The 19,376-nt window shown below is 36.5% G+C and carries 10 protein-coding genes and 1 pseudogene; all 11 read right to left on the bottom strand.

What is annotated here, in order from left to right; all coding sequences use genetic code 11:
- Nucleotides 1-275: 275 nt before the first annotated feature.
- Nucleotides 276-1,196, bottom strand: a complete 921-nt coding sequence (locus JS605_RS05305; protein WP_203256610.1) for a glycoside hydrolase family 17 protein — start codon at nucleotides 1,194-1,196, stop codon at nucleotides 276-278.
- A gap of 12 nt (nucleotides 1,197-1,208) precedes the next feature.
- A complete protein-coding gene (locus JS605_RS05300; protein ID WP_203256609.1) occupies nucleotides 1,209-2,771 on the bottom strand; it encodes an MFS transporter in 1,563 nt (520 codons plus the stop codon).
- 12 nt (nucleotides 2,772-2,783) lie between these two features.
- Nucleotides 2,784-4,281 (bottom strand): annotated as a pseudogene (locus JS605_RS05295) (glycoside hydrolase family 30 protein).
- Between the two features lie 26 nt (nucleotides 4,282-4,307).
- The gene (locus tag JS605_RS05290) at nucleotides 4,308-5,588 is read right to left on the bottom strand and encodes a glycosyl hydrolase family 17 protein (protein WP_203256608.1); all 1,281 of its coding nucleotides are present in this window, start codon (nucleotides 5,586-5,588) and stop codon (nucleotides 4,308-4,310) included.
- A 2-nt stretch (nucleotides 5,589-5,590) separates the two neighbouring features.
- Nucleotides 5,591-6,793 (bottom strand): glycosyl hydrolase family 17 protein, encoded by a 1,203-nt coding sequence (locus tag JS605_RS05285; RefSeq protein WP_203256747.1) that lies wholly within the window; start codon nucleotides 6,791-6,793, stop codon nucleotides 5,591-5,593.
- Nucleotides 6,794-6,798: 5 nt separating this feature from the next.
- Complete coding sequence (locus tag JS605_RS05280) at nucleotides 6,799-10,245, bottom strand: hypothetical protein (protein WP_203256607.1); 3,447 nt, start codon at nucleotides 10,243-10,245, stop codon at nucleotides 6,799-6,801.
- Nucleotides 10,246-10,324: 79 nt separating this feature from the next.
- A complete protein-coding gene (locus tag JS605_RS05275) occupies nucleotides 10,325-11,185 on the bottom strand; it encodes a glycoside hydrolase family 16 protein (protein WP_203256606.1) in 861 nt (286 codons plus the stop codon).
- A gap of 18 nt (nucleotides 11,186-11,203) precedes the next feature.
- Nucleotides 11,204-12,637 (bottom strand): carbohydrate-binding protein, encoded by a 1,434-nt coding sequence (locus JS605_RS05270; protein ID WP_203256605.1) that lies wholly within the window; start codon nucleotides 12,635-12,637, stop codon nucleotides 11,204-11,206.
- A 13-nt stretch (nucleotides 12,638-12,650) separates the two neighbouring features.
- The gene (locus tag JS605_RS05265; RefSeq protein WP_203256604.1) at nucleotides 12,651-15,833 is read right to left on the bottom strand and encodes a glycoside hydrolase family 2 TIM barrel-domain containing protein; all 3,183 of its coding nucleotides are present in this window, start codon (nucleotides 15,831-15,833) and stop codon (nucleotides 12,651-12,653) included.
- Between the two features lie 105 nt (nucleotides 15,834-15,938).
- Entirely contained in the window at nucleotides 15,939-17,780 is a 1,842-nt protein-coding gene (locus JS605_RS05260; protein ID WP_203256603.1) for a PKD domain-containing protein, read from the bottom strand.
- 29 nt (nucleotides 17,781-17,809) lie between these two features.
- A complete protein-coding gene (locus tag JS605_RS05255) occupies nucleotides 17,810-19,375 on the bottom strand; it encodes a RagB/SusD family nutrient uptake outer membrane protein (protein ID WP_239000254.1) in 1,566 nt (521 codons plus the stop codon).
- Nucleotide 19,376 lies beyond the last annotated feature (1 nt).

The raw sequence follows: 19,376 nt of genomic DNA, 5'->3' as shown, positions 1-19,376 counted from the left end.
TGAACCCCTACAAAAAACATACATTTCAAAAAAAATTATATTTAATTGAGGATATTTCAAAAAACCCTTGTCTACAGAGGGATCTTAAGAGGTTTTACTTCAAACAAAAAAGAAGCTTAATTTTAACTCTTATCTGTAATGTTGTGGTAATGTTGTGGTGTTTTTAAGGCTTATATTGTTCTGATTTAAAGCTAATTACAAAACCATATTAGTTATACGCTTTTAATGTATTGGTAAAATGTAGATAAGTACCTTTTTGAGCGATCAATTCCTAGTTATTTTTTTTGTATTAATGCAAAGGTGTTGGAGTAAAACTTGGGTTTCTCATTCTTGTCCCAAATCCCCCAATAGGCACCAACATCGCCTTCTGCGCCAACCTTCCAAGACTCATCAAATGAAGAAAAGTAAAAGACATCTATGCCTTCTTCTTGAGCCCATAACTGTGTATTAATAAAATACTTCATGGCGTTTTCTTTTGATGGGAATGCTCCGTTTAAGCCTTCACCTTCGCTAGGCCATCCTGTTTCGGAAATTATAACCTTTTTGCCATTGCCTGCTTTAACTGCCTTGTTATACATATCCTTCATGTAGATTAAAGAATATTCAATACTACAACCTTCCCAATAGGGATAACAATTTGCCAAAATAATATCACAGGCTTCTGTAATACGAGGTCTTAGAGTAAACTCATAATATGCATCCACATAACCCACAGGAATGTCAGTTATTTCAGTTTTTACATCGTAAATAAACTTTAATAATTCCTCTTCGGTTAAATCGCCTCTATACATTACTTCATTTCCTACGGCAGCTATGTCTACAACGCCTTCGGTTGCTAATTGTTTAAGGCCTTCAATTTCTTTGTTATTGATGCTCATATCATTACCTAACCAAGCACCTACCATGGTTTTCATGCCCATTTCTTTAGCAATTCGAGGTATAAGTTCGTTACCTTCTGTACAAGAAAAAGATCTTACCCACTTAGAGTAAGGCTTTATTACCTTTAATCGTCTTCTAATTTGTTTTTCTGAAAGCTGATCTCCTGGTTCTTGACCTTCTTCATAAGGACTAAATCCTATACCATGCATTCTTGATTTTAATACTCTCTTGAAAATGTTTTGTAATCCTTTGGGTGTCTTGTTATCTAGATCAAGTCCTGATAACGACATGATTCTATCTGATCTGTATGATGACATAGTTTTGTAATTTTATAATTCGCCTCTTCTTTCTATTAATACCTCTTTAATCTCTCTTGCTCGTTTTTCGGTTAAACTGTATTTCCACATTACCCATATTGCTATTGCAGCTGTTAATGAAGGTATTATAATATCTGCTATTCTAAGACTATACATCGTTTCAGCAGATTGGGTTTCAGCATCAGATATAAAACCAACTAACTTTAAAACCAAGCCTCCTAAAAACAAAGCAATTGACTGGCCAATTTTAACCATCCACCAGTAGATGGCACCAAAAGTTCCTTCTTTACGCGGCATACCATTTTTTAGTTCGTCTAAATCGCAAACATCAGCCGTCATGCTCATCATTAAAGTAAATAATCCACCTAATCCAAAAGCTATAAAAGGGATAGGCATAAAAATTAACCAAGGTGAGCCTTGACTTGTATCTATACTAAACCAAGACATCCCTACGCTTTCTAAAAATGGGTTTATACTATCAAATAATGATGCAACACCTGTATTTAATGACTGACCAAAACCAGTTTTGTTGAATGCTTCATTTAAACCATTGTCAAAACCCCACCATTTTAAAATATAACCAACAATTGAAATGACAGTAGAAATGATGAATGCCTTACGTTTTCCCCATTTATTCGCCATTGCTGATATTATAGGAATTACTGCAAATGCTGTAATTAGTGCTGTAATTGTTGAAAACCATGCAGGCCAAGTTCCCGCAGCAGCATAACTACCATTGTACATGTAAAACACAATAATATATACACTAAATGCAGCTACCATTTGAAACCCATTAAATACTAAAAATGTTGCACCACAAAGTTTCATAAATGGTTTGTTTTTTGATACTTGCAAAATGCCTTGCCATAATTCTTTAAGGTTTGATGCTAAAGACTTAAAGCTTATTTCTTTTCTGTTTTCCATATTTGCAGAATCTATCCCTCTACAAAAAATTGCAGGCAAAACCCCTAAAACAATACAGGCACAACCAACGATAATAGACAAATGTCTCACGCCTATAGCTTGTGTTTCGTATACTTGTGGGTCTGCAATAATTACCCAGAACCATGGTACAATCATCCACGCTATTTGTCCCATGGTATTAGAAAACGCCATTAATCTAGTACGCTCATTATAGTCTGATGTCATTTCGTAGCCTAATCCAACTAAAGGTGTTGCGTACATTGTATTACCGGCTAAAAACAATATAGAGAGTATGAGAAAATACCAGAAATTATACATTTGAGAATTTTCTGGAGACATTTGCCATGACATGGCAAATAATATACCACTTAAAATAGCACCAATAAAAATGTAGGGTCTTCGTCGTCCCCATTTCGATTTTGTGTTATCAGATATAAAGCCCATAATAGGGTCTGATAACGCGTCAAAAAGTCTTGGTAATGCTCCCAGAATACCTGCATAAAGTGGATCCATTCCAAATGCGGTAAGTAAAAAGAACATAAAAAAACCTAATGCTCCTGGCAATAAATTAAGCACAAAATGGCCTGCTCCAAAGGCTGCTTTCTGCCCCAATGGCACTTTATCTTTTGCTGCGGTTTTAACTTTTGACATAATTCTATTTTTTTAGTTAGTACTTGGAATGACAATAGTTTGTATGGCTTGCGCATCTATTGAAAATTCCACATGGTTTTTATTTAAGTGTAGTTTGATCGTTTTTGGGGTTTTAAATTCATTGAAAAGCACAACAGCTATTGAGCCATCTATGTTTTTTGCTGCGGTAGCCATTAATTCATTATCAGAGTTTTTTAAATCGATAACTTTAGCTCCCGGCCTGATATATTTACTGAAATGTGCCATGGTATGGTAAATAGGAGTGAAGTACACTTCATCAATTTCAGGGTTAACAATTACTGGAGCAATACACCAGTTTTTAAACCAATTTGGTCCACCATTGGTATCTAATACCATATTCCAGTCTACCCATCCATTTACCCAATTATTTAAACAACCAATAATATCTCTGGCGTAACGAGTTACTGGCGCATATTTAGGGTGTAAGTGTTTATCTTTTTCTGGAGCCCAATCCCAGCCCCAATCTGTTGCTTCTTTTTTCCAATACCATACATCGTCTTTCCACACAGGAACTTCTGCATCTACACATGCTTCAGATTGAATTAAAAGTTTTTCTGGTGCCTTATCGTGAGCGTATTGTAGTTCTTCTGGAAAAACTTCAAAAGTACTAGCGTACCAATGAATGGCAGTTCCATCAAACATACTTAGACGTGTCGCTATTTTTAAATTGAGAATCTATCCATTCTTTTAAATGCTCCCTGTTTTGATCATATCCTAATATTTTTAAATGCCCCTTACCGTTGGCTTCTAGTTTAGGGCCTAAATGGTTCTGCACAAAATTGGTCATCTCATCGGGTGTATAGTGCATACTTTCCCAGTTATTACCATTTCCCAACGGTTCATTTTCTACCGTAAAACCCCAAATGTCAATACCTTCAGCTTTGTAGGCATCTACATATTTTGAAAAAAATAATGCCCAAGTATCATAATATTCAGGAAGTAGTTTTCCTCCTACCCATTTGTTATTGTTTTTCATCCAAGGTGCCGCTGTCCAAGGAGAACCAAAAATTTTAAATCCATCTGTTGATGCTGCCATAGCATCTTTTATAAATGGTATTAAATCATCTTTATCTTCTTCAATGGTAAAATGCTTAAGACTTTTATCGCCTTCAACTGGTGAATAAGAATATTGCCTCAAAGAAAAATCACAGGAATTCATATGGGTTCGTGTTAAAGAGTAATTTGCACCTGCTTTACCAAAATATGCTTCAATAATCTTCTTACGATTTGCTTTGCTTATTTGATTTAGAAGGTATGCTGACGACTCTGTAAATGCGCCTCCAAATCCTGTTATGGTTTGAAGGGTTTGTTCAGGCTTTAGCTGAATACTTACTTCAATATCTGCTTTTACAAACTCTGTAAGCCTAGACAGTTTATTGCCTGCCTCTGAGGTCTCATAAACCTCAACTACTAGTGCTTTTTTCTTAGTGTTACAACTTACCATGATAAGAGCTGTTAAGTATATCGCTATGTATTTTATTCCTTTCATTAATATTTTATTCGTGCCTGCTTTTGCTAATGTTGATTAGCATACCATTCTTCTGCGGTGGGAGGCACTTCTACGTCTTTCATTAAGGCCTCTTTATTGCCTTGATATGTCTTAGTTATGGTATTTCCATTTCTGGTTAATCCTTTAAATGTGCCTTTGTCTACGGCATCCCAAAGCACATATTTTGCTTTCCCATCTACAGTGAATAACCCAAAATGCTTTTCAGAATTTCCAGGGTTATCGCCGCCTTTCCAAGGCTCATCAAAACCTTCAAAATAAAAACACGACATTCCTGCTTCATTAGTCCAATCTCTCATATGCTTATAGTACAAGGCTTCTTTATATTCGTCACAAGCCTTTGAGCCCGTGGTACCATAATGTCCTGATGAAAAACTCGCCCAACCTGTTTCTCCAATATGAATAGGCTTATTTACGCCAATGCTTTCCATATACTTCTTTACATTATCAGTTTGCATCATAGCATAGGATTTGGCTCTTAGCATAGATATTTCTATTTTTTCTATATCAGTTTTGTCTTCCAAACCTTCTTGATTTAACCAAAATTCTGGCTGGTAATGTGTATCGTGCATAGGGTAGGTGTGTACTGATAAAAAATCTACTGCTTTTATCAACTTGTTTAAATCCTCTACATGGTACTCTTTACCACCACCTCCCCAAGACGCAAAATTATCTGAGCTAGTTATCCATAGGTCTTTGGATAAGGCTCCGTTTTTCTTTAAACCTTGTAGATAATTAACCCATTTAAGAATTACCCAAGGTTCTACATAGTATGATGCAGCCCATTTTACCATAGCCTCGTTTCCTACAGCAATCACTTTTACAATGTCTGGATATTGATTTGCCAATGCTACGGCTTTTTCCATTTGCGGTTTATTGGCTTCACTTTCTTCATTATGTATTGGTGCTTTATCCGTCCATGCGTTTTTACAATCAATCCAAGCGCCTAACATGACGTACATTTCAAAATTTGGGTTGTCTTGTTTTATCTCGGTAATGGCTTTTAAAAGATTTTCTGCTTGTGGTTTGTGTACTTTATAGGTTCTAATCATTCTAACACCTAAAGCATGTAAGAGATACATGTCTTCTTTTAGCTCTTGTAGTGTTGGCTCAATGCTATGATCAGGATATCTGTAACCGCCATAAGACATGGCTAGGTAATCTTTATTGCCTAAAATATCTTTAGCTGTTAATTGTTTCTTTTCCATGTCCTGATTAGCATCTTTACTTTTATCATTACCACAAGAACACATGAGACAAACCATAAGTACAAACACAATATTTCTCATAATCAGTAATTTAAAGTGAGTTTTTCTTTTTGTGGTGGCACAAGCACTTCATTAAGTAAATCTTCTTTTCTGCCTTTATAGGTTTTAGCAATTGTGTTTCCATTTCTGGTTAAACCTTTAAAAACTCCTTTATCTACTAAATCCCATATAGCATATTTTGCTTTTCCGTCTACTGTAAATAGTCCAAAGTGATTTTCAGAACCTTGCGCATTTGCTGCGTCTTTCCATGGCTCATCAAAAGCCTCAAAATAGAAACACGATATTTCTTCACTATTAGTCCACTTCCGCATCAACTCATAATATCTTCCTGATTTATATTCATCTGTTGCTCTAGAACCATTTATTCCATAATGCCCATTAGATAGAGTAGCCCAACCTGTTTCTCCAATATGTACTGGTTTATTAATCCCTAGATTCCGCATATAGCTTACTACAGCATCGTATTGTTTTTGAGAAAATGATAAAGCACGTTGCATTGCAGATTCTATCTTTTGCTTATCAGATAGCTCTATTTCTTCCTCCGGCACTAACCAAAAGACGGGATTATAGTGAGAGTTATGCATAGGGTAGGTGTGCATAGAAATATAATCTACAGCTCTTATTAAATTATTCAAATCTTCTGTATGATAAGCTTTGTCGCCACCGCCCCAAGACGAAAAATCATCTGAACTCGTAATCCATAAATCCTTAGGTAATCTGCCTTTTTGCTTTAATTCTTGTAAATGGTTTACCCATTTTAAAATTACTTTTGGTCTCACGAAGTAGCTTGTTGCCCAATGTACCATGGCTTCATTGCCTACAGCAATAATTTTTACAATGTCAGGATATTGTTGTGCCAAAGCTACTGCACGCTTAATTTCTCCTTCATTTTGCTCACTTTCTATCTCATGATTGGGTGTTTTATCTGTCCAAGCATTGGCACAATCTATCCAAGCACCTAACATGACATACATCTGAAAAGTGCTATTCTCCTTTTTCAATTCGGTTATGGCCCGTAACAAGTTTGGTACCTGCTGCAATTGCACATTATATGTCCTTAGAACTCTTATGCCCATGGCAAACAATAGTTTCATATCGTCTTTAAGTTCTGTTATTGTAGGCTGAATATCCCTAGTTTTGTGACGATAACCCCCATAGGATATCGCTAAATACTTAGGGTTTCCTAAAATATCGGCTGCTGTTATTTGTCTACTTACTTTCAATATGTTTTCTACTTTTTTATTGAGACAATAATCTGGTTTACCTCTCCCTTTCTTTCAAAAATGGATTTAGAGGCTGCCCAGTCTAATTGTAGTTTATCAAAAACAACCACTCTACTATTATTAAACTGTACTTGTATTTGTTCTTTATTGTCTAATTTGTAAATAACGGGTACTTGGCAATAGGTAAAACCTAATGTATCCTGCTTCATTTCTATAGCTTGTTGCTCGCCTTTGCCATTTGAAAAACTGAATATGGATGGTAACTTTAAAAACTCCTTGGGTTGTAACAACCTTGGGTTAAACGTAATTTTACCTTCCTCTACAAAAACACCTAACTCACCAAATCTGCTCAAAATATCTTCTTTAACTTGGCCAGTCATTCCTGGTTGTTGTGCTCCTTTTGTTGCCGGTGTATGAGAATACGGATCTGTTGGAAATGCACCATATAGCTCTGGCGATTTGTGAACACCTATTCCTGCATTTATTTCGTAATAATGATCTAGTAATCGTCCTATTATTTTTTCATCTTCTCCATTATTTATAGCCATCCAACAGTTTTCCTGAACTGCTAGTAATAACTTAGAAACCATATGCCAATAAATAGACCCCAACCCTTCGTAACCGAAAAACGTACCGGAACGTCCTGTAAATGATTTATGATCGAAAATATCTTCGAAGATTTGTAGTAGTGCTTCTCTATCATTTTCAACCAACGGTTGATATTTTTCATCTAGACTCTTTAAGGCAGATTCTAAACTATTGGCATTATTAAAATTGCCATTAAAATGGTAACCTCCATTAACATCTCTCTCAACTACTTGTCTGTTACCATCAGCTACCAACTGTTTTAATAGTGCCGATTGCGCAACTTTATGTGCTGGTATATTGTTCTTTTTATCAAATCTTGGCAACGATTTGTCTGGATATAAAATATAGCTGTATTGGTCATCCCTAAACAGTGCACTAGCTTTTAATCCATCCAATAAATTAAGTGCTTGGGTAGGAGAGAGGTAGCCAGCACTTAATGCTGCTACTTGCCCTTCCAACATTTCAGATAGATGCGAAATAGAAATCTCGTTGTCATTTTCAACGGTCATCAAATTATAGGCATGATACATATTATCATCGCGCTTATTGGTATCTATGCTATGTTCTAAATAAGTTTTTGTGACTTCTATAAAACTGGATATATCGGCTAAACTCAATTCTACTTTAGAGTTTGCAAAGCCATTTTTGTAAATTGTTGCTCTGTAGTTACTTCCTGCTCCACCTAATCCATCAAGTACTGTTTTACGGTCTTTGTCAGAAATTGTTCCTGATAAAATATTAGCATTATTTTGAAGTGTTTCAGTTACCCTATTAAAGAAAAGATTTAATTCTTCAGAAACTTTTACAGATTTAGTCTCTGCCTTTAAAACTATACCTTCAAAAAAGTTTAAAAATCTGTAGATGTAGTAAAGTGTTACCATAGATACACCATTACCTACTAGGGCATTATTAGCATCGTTCCACTCAGGACGCTGTGTATTTAACCAAATACCGCCTTCTGGTATAAAATTTGAAATTTTTGAAAGTACCGTTGTTAGTATTTTCTCTATAAAGTTAACTCTGTAAATATTTGAATCTTTATCTAACAATAAAGCACCGTCAGCTCCCAAAACATCTCTCCGTTTGTGAATGGTTTGATCTAATTTATGATCGAAATCAATGGTGTCTTTTGAGTTTTTTAAAGTGTCTTGATAACTTTTTATGATGTAGGGTACGTTGGCATATACAAAGACATCTTGGTTAAAACGTTTTTCTAACAACCTTGGATAGTGATCTTCTGCAAACTCTAGAAATTTTAATAGGTATATAATTTGATGGTCTCCCCAATAACCTATGTAAGACCAAGGATCGTGTTCTTCAATTACCTCCCAATCAAATCCTCCTTTTGTTACACGGTATGGGTTATAGCCTTCAAAAGTTGTAGCATTTAAAAATTTATGAATCATGCCCTCTATATACTCAGGATATGAGTATGCTAAGGCTTCCCAGTTTTGAAAAATATCTCGCCAATTTCCTTCATAATCCAATACCTTAGAACCATCCATTTCATTTCTTGTATTAATGGAAAATTTGTTCCATGGTCTACTAGGGTCCCCGTGTCTTCTACTAAACTTTAAGGGTAAGTATTCAAAACACAAACGCTGAAAATCTTTGTTACTATCTTTTTCTGCTAGGTTTAAAATTTCGCGCAACGGAAATGTACCATTTAGACTATCTATAACGGATTGTTTTTCTTTGAAAACATCTTTGTTGGCATGAGCTATGTATTTTAAGAAATCTGATTTTTCGATAGTATAACCATCATCAAAAATACCTCCACGCATAATGTTGAAGAGTGTATTTGAGAAATGCCTCATATTTATCAACGGATCGTCTGTTTGTTGCAATCCATCAGAACTCGCTGTCAAATCAATAAGATTCTTGGTTCCTAAATTGATATCGTTTTGAATTAACCCTTTTAAATCAGATTCTTTTTTAATGATTTCTGAAATTTGAATGACATCTGAAACTGATTGATTTACATTGGCAATAAACATCCAGTCTTTTGACGTACCTGCAGTTAATTCGATTTTAGACTGTATAAAATAAGCTCCTTTTTCGGCTTTGATATCTACCTCTTGGGATACTGTTTTTCCTTTCCTAAAGTTATCTAGTTGTAAGGATGACATTAGGTGTATTGGGTTATCTAAACCTGTAGACCAAACAATATTGGCTTTTAAAGCTTCGCTTGGTTCTGCCTTGTCAACGATAACAGAACTCAAAACATAAACACCTAAACCAACCGCTTCTTGAAGTTCACTTTTTTTGTAAGCATCAACGAGGTTACTTCTGCTGTTTTGCAAATCTGCAGTAACACTTGCGGGTAAGATATTTTGTAAACCATCCAACAGGGAAACGTTAATAGCTACATCAGAAGTGTTGATTAGGGCTGATTTTTTTACGAAACCAAATTTGTTACTGGAATTCCATTCATACCTGTAAGTTATTTCCAAATCAAGATTGTTCTCCTCGAAAACTATTTTATTACCAAACCTATTTTTGTAGAGGTTTGTTTGAGTTTTGTATATACCTGTTTGGCGAATGGAAAATGGTTCCCATAAATATTTCTTTTCATTTTTAGTTATCTGAAAAATGGCTTTACTTCCTGTAGTTTCTGCCATTTCGGTAATCTTGTCGTCAGTATAGTAAGGAAATAAAGCGTATTCTGCATTTTTACGTCCCGCAGTTAGCCCTCCATTGCTTGATATAAACATCCAATGGTTAGAGTCGCTAACAATACTCATAAAAAACGGACGCATTTCATCACTATTCGAAATCTTATAGTACGTTTCGTTATTAAACGTGATTAATTCTCCTTTTATATCCCGAGTTTCGTTTGAAACTTTGTTTGGTTCTGTAACTGTCATAGTTTGTAAAATAATCTGTATAAACTTTAAAGGGCTAACTACCATTTCTAAAAAGCTAGCCCTTTTTATCAAAAGCTATTTATTCTGCTGCGTACACTCTTACGTAATCTATGTACATGGTTTGAGGAAATACTGTGTCTTCGGTAGGGTTTCCATCAAAATTTCCACCTACTGCCAAATTGATGAGCATGAAAAACGGCCCATTATCAAAAACCCAATTAAATTCTGGAACATCTTCTTTCTCTAAACTCTCTGGTGTTATTTGAAAATACAACACATCGTCAACGTAGTAATTAATATATCGTGGGCCCCATTCTATTCCATAGATATGGAACTCTGTGTCAACACGAGTGCTTTCAAACTCATATTTTTTTAGTATTGGGTCTCCTCCTGAATAGCCAGGACCATGTACAGCTCCACTAACAATTGTAGGTTTAGACCCTGCATTTTCCATAATATCAATCTCGCCACAAAAAGGCCAACCTATTTCATCAATATTTGACCCCAGTAGCCAAAATGCAGGCCACATCCCTTTACCAAATGGTAATTTCATTCGAGCCTCGAATCTACCATACTGTTGTTCAAAAAGCCCCTTTGTTAAAAGTCTTGCTGAGGTAAAACTTGCCCCTTCAAAGTCTTCCTTTATGGCTGTAATTTTAAGCATACCGTCTTCTACTACAACATTCTCTGGCCTATCTGTATAATATTGCAATTCGTTGTTTCCCCATCCATTATCTCCTCTTCCAATATCGTAGGTCCATACTGCACTATTTGGTGCCCCATCAACATCAAACTCCTCTTGTAATACTATGGTATTAAAGTTGGTTACGGTTTGTGTTTCGTCTGGGTTGCAACCTGCAATTAAAACAACTAAAGCAATGCATGACATACTACAAATTAGAGTGATGTTTTTTTTGTTATTTAAAATTCTATGTATCATTATAAACAAGGTTTTTTATTATTGTTCAGCGTAGAAAAATATATTATCTAAAGACACATTTCTGATGGAACCAGATGAAAAGATAATGGCTCCAATAGCATCCCGTGTACTAAGTCCTGTGAAACTTGATAAGGGTATATCAAATTGTACCCATTCATTGCTTTGTAAATCACTTCCTGAGACTGTAAAACCGCCACTGGTTTGACTTCCACTAGCAAAATTGTTAAATAGTTCTATGGTAAATGCATCTGCTGCTCCAACGGCTTGATTCACTCTAATATCTATATGTAGATGTGTCATATCTGTAGCATCTACAGGAGGTACCCCACTGCCTTCTCTACCATAAAATTCTATGGCTACAAAATTTAACTCTGTGTAGTCGATAATGTTATTGCCGTTTTCATTTATGGCACCTCCTAAAGTGGTTTGTCCATCTGGAGTATAAAAACCATTATAATTATCTACAGCTATATTTGCGTATAGGTCACTGAAAATAGATATAACTTCAATGTTAACAGCTTCAATCGTCATTGAGCCTGAAGCTTCAACACCTGCCACACTTGCTGTTATGGTTGCAGTATTTTCTATCAATCCTGTATCTGGATTTAATTCCCCTAAACCATCTATGGAAACAATTCCATTTTCGTTAACTGAGGCTACAAAAGGGTTTGATGTTTCAAAATCAAAATACGCTGGCGCGGCATCAACGGTTACATCTTGCCCAGTAGGCAAGTTCATTGTATGTGCTAAACCTGTTATTGGGAGCATGATACCAATATTGCCTTGTGCCGTTTGGTCTTGACCTCCAAGAATTGAAGGTCTTGGTTGCGCTACGGTTCCTAGTTTTTCAAAACGCAATTCATCAATCCAAAAAGTGTAACCTTGGCCGTTAGTATTTTGCGTTCCTGCAGAAAAGATAAACATCCCTCTTTCTTGCACTAACTTTGATGGGTCTGGTATTGGTATGATGTACTTTCTCCATTTAGTTGAAAGTTCAATATCTGACAAGTTAACGGCATATCTATTTAAACCAAAATCGGTTCCAAAACCTACATTATCAATGGTTGTGGTAATAGAGCCTTTAGCCCAAAACGTTAAAGCATCATATCCTGTTAAATTTCTTCCTTCTCCGCGATCTCTAAAAATACCTCCTATATATCCTCCATTGGGATCTGTTGGACTTGGCACATCTATTCGTATTGATGAAGTACCTTCATAGGCCTCGTTTTCATCTGTACCAAATCCTTCTGTATTTGCACCTGTAGCTGGATCAAAAGATTCAAAAAATTCATCAGTTAATCCTATGGGAGCATCTGTAAATATATCTGGTGTTACAGGGAAAGTAGCTAGTTCAAAATCTTCCGATATTTCTCTATCGCAACTTGAAATTACAACACACAATACGCTTAGTAAAGCAAAAGGGATGTAATATTTTAAATTAAATTTTTTCATAATATAATCTGTATTATTTGCCTATATTAATGTGTATATAAGTTCTTATTTCCCACTCTGTTCCATTAGGGAACCCCACTGGACTTATAGTTGGTTCTGTTTGAAATTCTGCCGTTTGATTTGGTAGGAAACGTGGAGAATTTTGATCCATAGACCGCCACATTCCTCTGATTCCAATTTGTGTACTCGGAAGTATAAACCAATCTGGTTTACCTAAAGTTGTAGACACATCTAACATTAATTGAAGGGGATATGTTAAGTTGAAATCTCTATGATAATCAAAAGGCCCCCAATCATTAACTTTAACATGAGACATTAACTTCATGTTTTTATACATCATCCTAACATCTCCACCAAAACGGGTAATGGTTCTTTGTGAATCACCATTAGCTTGACCATTCCCGTAATAGAAATTACCAATAATTCCAAAATCTGTATTGATTTTTGATACCATACGTGAATGCAATTCCCATAAGTCTTCTGCTGGTGCAGATTCTCCAAAAGCAAAAAATGTACGATCCGCAAGGAAACCAATGTGACCATCTTGTGTTGTTGGTAAGTGACGGTATACAAAGCCTAAATTCATTGCAAACTTTGCATCTTCTGATCTATCATTATCCCATTCATACATCCAAGTACCTGGTGTAGGATCAAAAGTTAATAATATCTCTCCCGCAGTAGTCTCTCTATTTCCTCCTCTTACAGCAAATGGATCGTCAATAACATTTCTTAACCTCCCTGGCCCAGTTACTCCATTTGGGATAGGATCAACCAATGGCTGTTGATACATAAAATTAGGAGCGATTTGAAAATTACCTGCTGAAAGCGCAAAACCTGTTAAGAAATTCGTCATATTCCCACTTCCAGAATCTTTAAGTCGCCAACCGGTAAATGTTCTTGTTTGATCTACACCTCCATTAGCTACTAAGCCCATATAGGCACCTTGCGCATACCAATTAAAACTACCTTTTTGATACGTAAGTTTTGCTTTAGCTCCCCAGTTGTCACTGCTTTGTATTTTATCAACAACTACGGCATCATTGTTTGGCGAGTATATCTGAAAAGAACTTCCATTTAATGGATTTCCTCCCCAAATTCCACCTAATGTTACACCAAAGTAGCCAAACTCTCTTTCCAGAGCAAGGGTTGCTCTCTCGGTTGGCCATGGCGCAATTATACCACTGGTTATCTGATTGGAATCCAAAACACGGCGTCCATTCTCATCAAAACGTAGTGAAGTATTTAAATCTCTATGGTAAATTCCTGTTATATCCCAATGCTTAAATTGAGTACCATATTTAATAAAAAAACCTGGATTTGCCCCCCACCATAATTGAGGTCCAAATGCGGCTTTAAGTCCTTTTAAATCTCCTTTACCATCAACTTCAACTCCTAAAATTTCTCCGTTATAAATATCTAAATTAGGTCCGTAATTGGCTTCAGGATATAAGTTAAAGAAATCGCCTTCATAAGCCCAATGGTAATGCCCTGTTCTGTAAAACCCCCTTAAATCAAAATCTTTTGCTTTCCATTCAAATTCTGCTTGGTACACACGCACACGGTTATTATCTGTAATAGTTACAGGATCTCCTTCTGCATTGATAATATTAACTGGGCGACCTACATTCTCATAAAAGATTTCATTTATAGGATTTGCTGCAACATTACCTAAAATATTGAAATCCACATTAGCAGTCATATTTGACGAAGGCTTTCCTTGGATACCAACAAAATAAGATTGCATGTGATCAAACCCTAATTGATTCGGGAAAGTTTGTGCATCGTCAGGATCTGCTGTTTCAGGGGTTGTGATTAAACTTCCTCCTGTATTAAAGGTTGTAAACTGCGCTGATAATCTGCTTATGCTTAATTTATCTGAATCGCCTCCTGATAGTGCTGCCTTATCGCCACGCGCCCTTAAAACGGCATCCATAATGTTGATATTTTTAAAATAATTATCTACAAATTCCAAATCTACACCTTCACCATAGGGGTTTAGTGCATGTGCATCTTTTAAGGTATAATATGACGCCCTAGGATATAAATCATATAAACCTCGGGCATCTGTTGGTCCTTTGGCACAAATACCAAACCACTCTTCGTTCATGTTATTAGACCCATCTTTTGTATCGTGATAGTATCCTCCATTACTCCATGATGCTCCTGTATCATGAACATCGGCATTTTCCCTGTCGTTAAACCCTAATTTCCACCAACCATCGCTAAACTGAAATGTAAAACCTCCTATTGAGTTTCCTACCTTTCCTAATCCAGCAGCATTTTCATAGATTTCTTTCCAGTTTAATAGGTTATAATGTGCTTGCCAATATTGGTCTTCTTTTTGTGCAAGTGCATTGTACGCATCTGCACCAAATTCAGTAAACATTACTGGTTTGTCTAATTGGTCCTTTACCACCTGAAATAGATTACCAAACGACTCCCCTCTGTAAACATTTGTTCCATATACATCTACATCTTTACACTCCTCTGCAATAATATCAATGAACAAAACGTCACCGTTACATATGGCAACTGGGTGATTACTATCCATTGCCTTCATTTTTTTTGCTACTTCATTCATTAAGCGATACATAGGACGCCCTCTACGCTCGCCAACCACTCTTTTTTGCTCTTCTCCTTCTGGAAAATCTTCTGTTTCTGCGCCTTGCCAAAACAAACCATAGTTGTTTTCGTTCCCCATCATATACATTAAAATTCCGGGAACATCTTTATAGTCTTCTACCAATTGCATCATTTCAGAAACCAAAAGCGCTTGTGTTTTTTCATCTGAATAAATAGTAACCGGGGTCCAAACGCCATTTATTGTTAATCCGTAGCGTCCAAATGTGTGGTTCAATAGGGTATAAACACCATATTTTTCGTAGATATAGGTTACCCATTTCTTTGGTACACCAGTATACTGTCTAATAACATTAACATTCATGTTTTTTAGAAGCCCCATTTCTGCATCAAGACCTGCTTTAATTACATCATCTGATTGCTTATAAAAATTTGCATTTGTTACATCTGTTCCTATGGGAACATAATCCCAATTCATACCATTAATCATAAAATCTTTACCATCTACGACTAATTTGGTGCCTTGATCGTTCTTTACTATTTCAACTTTATTTGCCTGAGCAAAAATTGTTGAAGACAATAAGAGAAACACTAATTTTAATATATTGTTCTTCATATCTTATTTAGTTATGTTGATGCTGGTTGATTATTTATTTTAAGATTTAAAAGAGGTACCTAAACGAGATACCTCTATGTATCTAAATTATCTTATGGTAACCAATTACTGTCGTATCAATTTGAAAGACCAATGTCCTCCTCCTGCTACTTCAATATCTATTTCCAAAGTGTCGCCATCTAAATTTGCGATGTAAGTAACCGAGTCTGGTGCATCTGCTGGAGAGGCTAGCTCTGCTCCGTTAACAACTTTAGCCAAGCCTAAGAATGCACCTCTACCATCGATGGTTATGGTACCTGCGCCTTCATCATAAGTGTATGTTGCAGATGCCGATCCGTCATGTGGGAACACTGGGCTTCCACAACTTTCCCCACTGTTGCCTTGCCAACCTTCTAACCATGTTTGATCTCCAAGAACATTTTGGAAAGAACCATCGCTATTAAAAACGTATTCGTCATCAAATAAACACGCTCTTGTAGTTACATCTTCAGAAGAATTAGACCACCATGAAATATCATTCAATCCTGGACCAACACCTAATGCTGCTGCTTCTGGAGCTAATTTCCATGTACCTACTAGTGGATTTGCTGGAGGGGCTTCTTTTGTTAGTTTAAAGGACCAATGACCTCCACCTGCTACTTCAATATCTAATTCCATTGTATTGCCATCAATGTTAGCTATGTAAGTTACAGAGTCTGGAGCATCAGCAGGACTTCCTAATTCTGCACCGTTTACAACTTTTGCTAAGCCCATAAATGCCCCTCTACCATTAATTGTTAATGTTCCCGCACCTTCATCGTAGGTGTAAGTTGCTGAAGCTGTTCCGTCATGTGGGAACACTGGAGCACCACACTCTTCTGCTGATGCACCTTGCCATGGTTCTATCCATGTTTCTGAACCTAGAACGTTTTGGAAGGTTCCATCAGCATTAAATACATACTCATCATCAAACAAACATGCTCTTGTGGTTACATCTTCAGAGGAATTAGACCACCATGAAATATCATTCAATCCCGGGCCAACACCTAATGCTGCTGCTTCTGGTGCTAACTTCCATGTTCCTACTACTGGAGATTCAGTAGGGGCTGCTTGCTTAATCATTTTGAAAGACCAATGTCCTCCACCTGCTACTTCAATATCTAACTCTAATGTATTATCATCTATAAGTGTAGCCATATAAGTAACCGAGTCTGGAGCATCTCCTGGAGCTGCTAACTCTGCACCATTTACAACTTTTGACAAACCTAAGAAAGCACCTCTACCATTTATGGTAATCAAATCATTTGCATAGGTATATGTTGCCGATGCAGTACCATCATGAGGAAATACTGGAGCACCACACTCCTCTGCCGCTGCACCTTGCCATGGCTCTATCCATGTTTCAGAACCTAGAACGTTTTGGAAAGTCCCATCAGCATTAAATACGTATTCATCATCAAATAAACATGCTCTAGTGGTTACATCTTCCGCAGAGTTAGACCACCATGATACATCATTTAAAGCAGGACCAACACCTAATGCCGCCGCTTCTGGTGCCAACTTCCATCGACCAACTATTGGTGGTGCATCTTCAGGATCTACCTCTACGGTAAACACTACTGTATGGTCTTTTGTTATGGTTACATCATCTCTTCCAGACAGAGATGCTGTTACTGTTATTGTATATGTTGCTGACTCTTCTGGATAGGTATAGGTTACCATAGGACCACTGGTCATGAACACATCGTCTCCAGAATTTGGATCCCCAAAATCTACAGTGTATACTATTCTTCCATCTGGTGGGACAGTAGATGGTAAAACTCCTGTTTTTGTACCTTCAGCGTTTAGCGTGGCTACTACAAAATCTAAGCCCGCTATTATGTTTAAATCATCTTCTTGTTCGCAAGATGTTATAAAACCTATCAATACAACTGATAGTAAACAAATTCCTTTTTTTAATAAATCCATCTTTTTAATTTTTATCTTATTGTTTTAGTTTAGTTACTCGTGTATCCTGGGTTTTGTCCCCATGTATCTTCGGCTAAAGCCAATCTCAATTCTATTAATGGAATTGGAAACACTTCGTTTTTATTTTCTGTGAAATTAATCGGATCAAAATCCTCTGGCTTGTTGGCATTGTAATCATCAAATGCCGCTTTTGCTCTACCTGTTCTTACTAAATCGAAAAACCTATGTCCTTCTCCTGCCAATTCCTTTCTACGTTCTAAGTAAATAGCATCTATTAAAGCACCTTCACTTGACGTATAGTCCATACTATTATTGCCATAGGCTCTGGCTCTTACCATGTTTAAATACATTTCAGCATTAGCCCCTCCACTTTGGGCCTCTGCTTCTGCCGCCATTAACAGCACATCAGCATAACGGATAGCACGATAATTGTTTTTATGCACTAATTCTGCTGTACTGGCATTGCCTGCTTTATCGGCTTTTCTTGGCATGTACTTATGATTGTAAAACCCTGTATCTTCTCTTGGTGCTGAATAATTTCCTCCTGAGTCTCTTAATTCTCTTAAATCGAAAATGGTTACTGCCCTTCTTGCATCGTTTTCATCATATAAATCATATAACATTTGTGATGGTAGCAAGAAACCCCAACCTGATGCATACACAGAATCGTCAAACGGGGATCTTGGTCCATTAAATTGAACAAAGTAAGACCCTTCACTACAGTGGATACAATCCCAACCTGCGCCTTCTACATTTGTATATTGTATTTCGAAGACAGATTCTGGACCATTCTCACCGTCTGTAGTAAACATGTTTACATAATCGTCTCCTGTTGTAAGCATGTATTGATTACTCGAAATTACTTGATTTAGTACCGTTGCTGCATCTGCATATTTGCCATCAAACAAGTATACCTTACCTAAAAATGCCTGGGCAGCACCTTTTGTAACTTTATAGGGTTGGTCTTGCCCGGGCGGTAAATTAGGGATAGCTTCTTTTAAATCTTCTTGAATTAATGCAAATGCTACTGATTTACTGGATACTCTTTCCATGGAGAGTTCATCTCCAGCCAAGACCTGTGCATCTGCTATTCTATTTACTCCATTTCTTTCTTCTACTTTTAAAGGTATGTTCCCAAAAAACTTTACTAATTGAAATGCGTAATATGCTCGTAAAAAATAGCCTTGTGCTAAAATTTCATCTTTACCAGAAAAATCAAGTTTATCTTTATTTTCTAATAAGTAGTTAGCACGGTTCATTCCCGCATACATCAACTGCCAAACACTTCGTAATTGCTCTTGGTCTGCAGGAGTTTGAATCATATAATTCACATTCTGTACTACTGGTTGGTCGTAGTTAAATGCATCACCTCCTGATCCAAAATCATCAGAGGCTGAAACCGCCAATAAATTACCCCAAAACGTACCTTGTAATAAATCGTAAGCACCAATTAATGCGTCTTCATATTCTTCTTCAGTATTGAAAAAATTATCCGCATTTGGGCCTATAGGGTCAACTTCTGTAAATTCATCACATGCTGCTAATACAAACAGCATTGTAAAAAATACGTACTTTAATTTTTTTATCTTTTTCATT

Source organism: Hyunsoonleella ulvae, assembly GCF_016827605.1.
Classification (GTDB): Bacteria; Bacteroidota; Bacteroidia; order Flavobacteriales; family Flavobacteriaceae; genus Jejuia; species Jejuia ulvae.
Note: the sequence above shows the minus strand (reverse complement) of the source record. Positions and strands in the feature narration are given on the sequence as shown.

Coding starts and splice junctions, on each gene's coding strand:
- JS605_RS05305 (WP_203256610.1), bottom strand. CDS start 1,196: ATGTCATCATACAGATCAGATAGAATCATGTCGTTATCAGGACTTGAT.
- JS605_RS05300 (WP_203256609.1), bottom strand. CDS start 2,771: ATGTCAAAAGTTAAAACCGCAGCAAAAGATAAAGTGCCATTGGGGCAG.
- JS605_RS05290 (WP_203256608.1), bottom strand. CDS start 5,588: ATGAGAAATATTGTGTTTGTACTTATGGTTTGTCTCATGTGTTCTTGT.
- JS605_RS05280 (WP_203256607.1), bottom strand. CDS start 10,245: ATGACAGTTACAGAACCAAACAAAGTTTCAAACGAAACTCGGGATATA.
- JS605_RS05275 (WP_203256606.1), bottom strand. CDS start 11,185: ATGATACATAGAATTTTAAATAACAAAAAAAACATCACTCTAATTTGT.
- JS605_RS05270 (WP_203256605.1), bottom strand. CDS start 12,637: ATGAAAAAATTTAATTTAAAATATTACATCCCTTTTGCTTTACTAAGC.
- JS605_RS05265 (WP_203256604.1), bottom strand. CDS start 15,833: ATGAAGAACAATATATTAAAATTAGTGTTTCTCTTATTGTCTTCAACA.
- JS605_RS05260 (WP_203256603.1), bottom strand. CDS start 17,780: ATGGATTTATTAAAAAAAGGAATTTGTTTACTATCAGTTGTATTGATA.
- JS605_RS05255 (WP_239000254.1), bottom strand. CDS start 19,375: ATGAAAAAGATAAAAAAATTAAAGTACGTATTTTTTACAATGCTGTTT.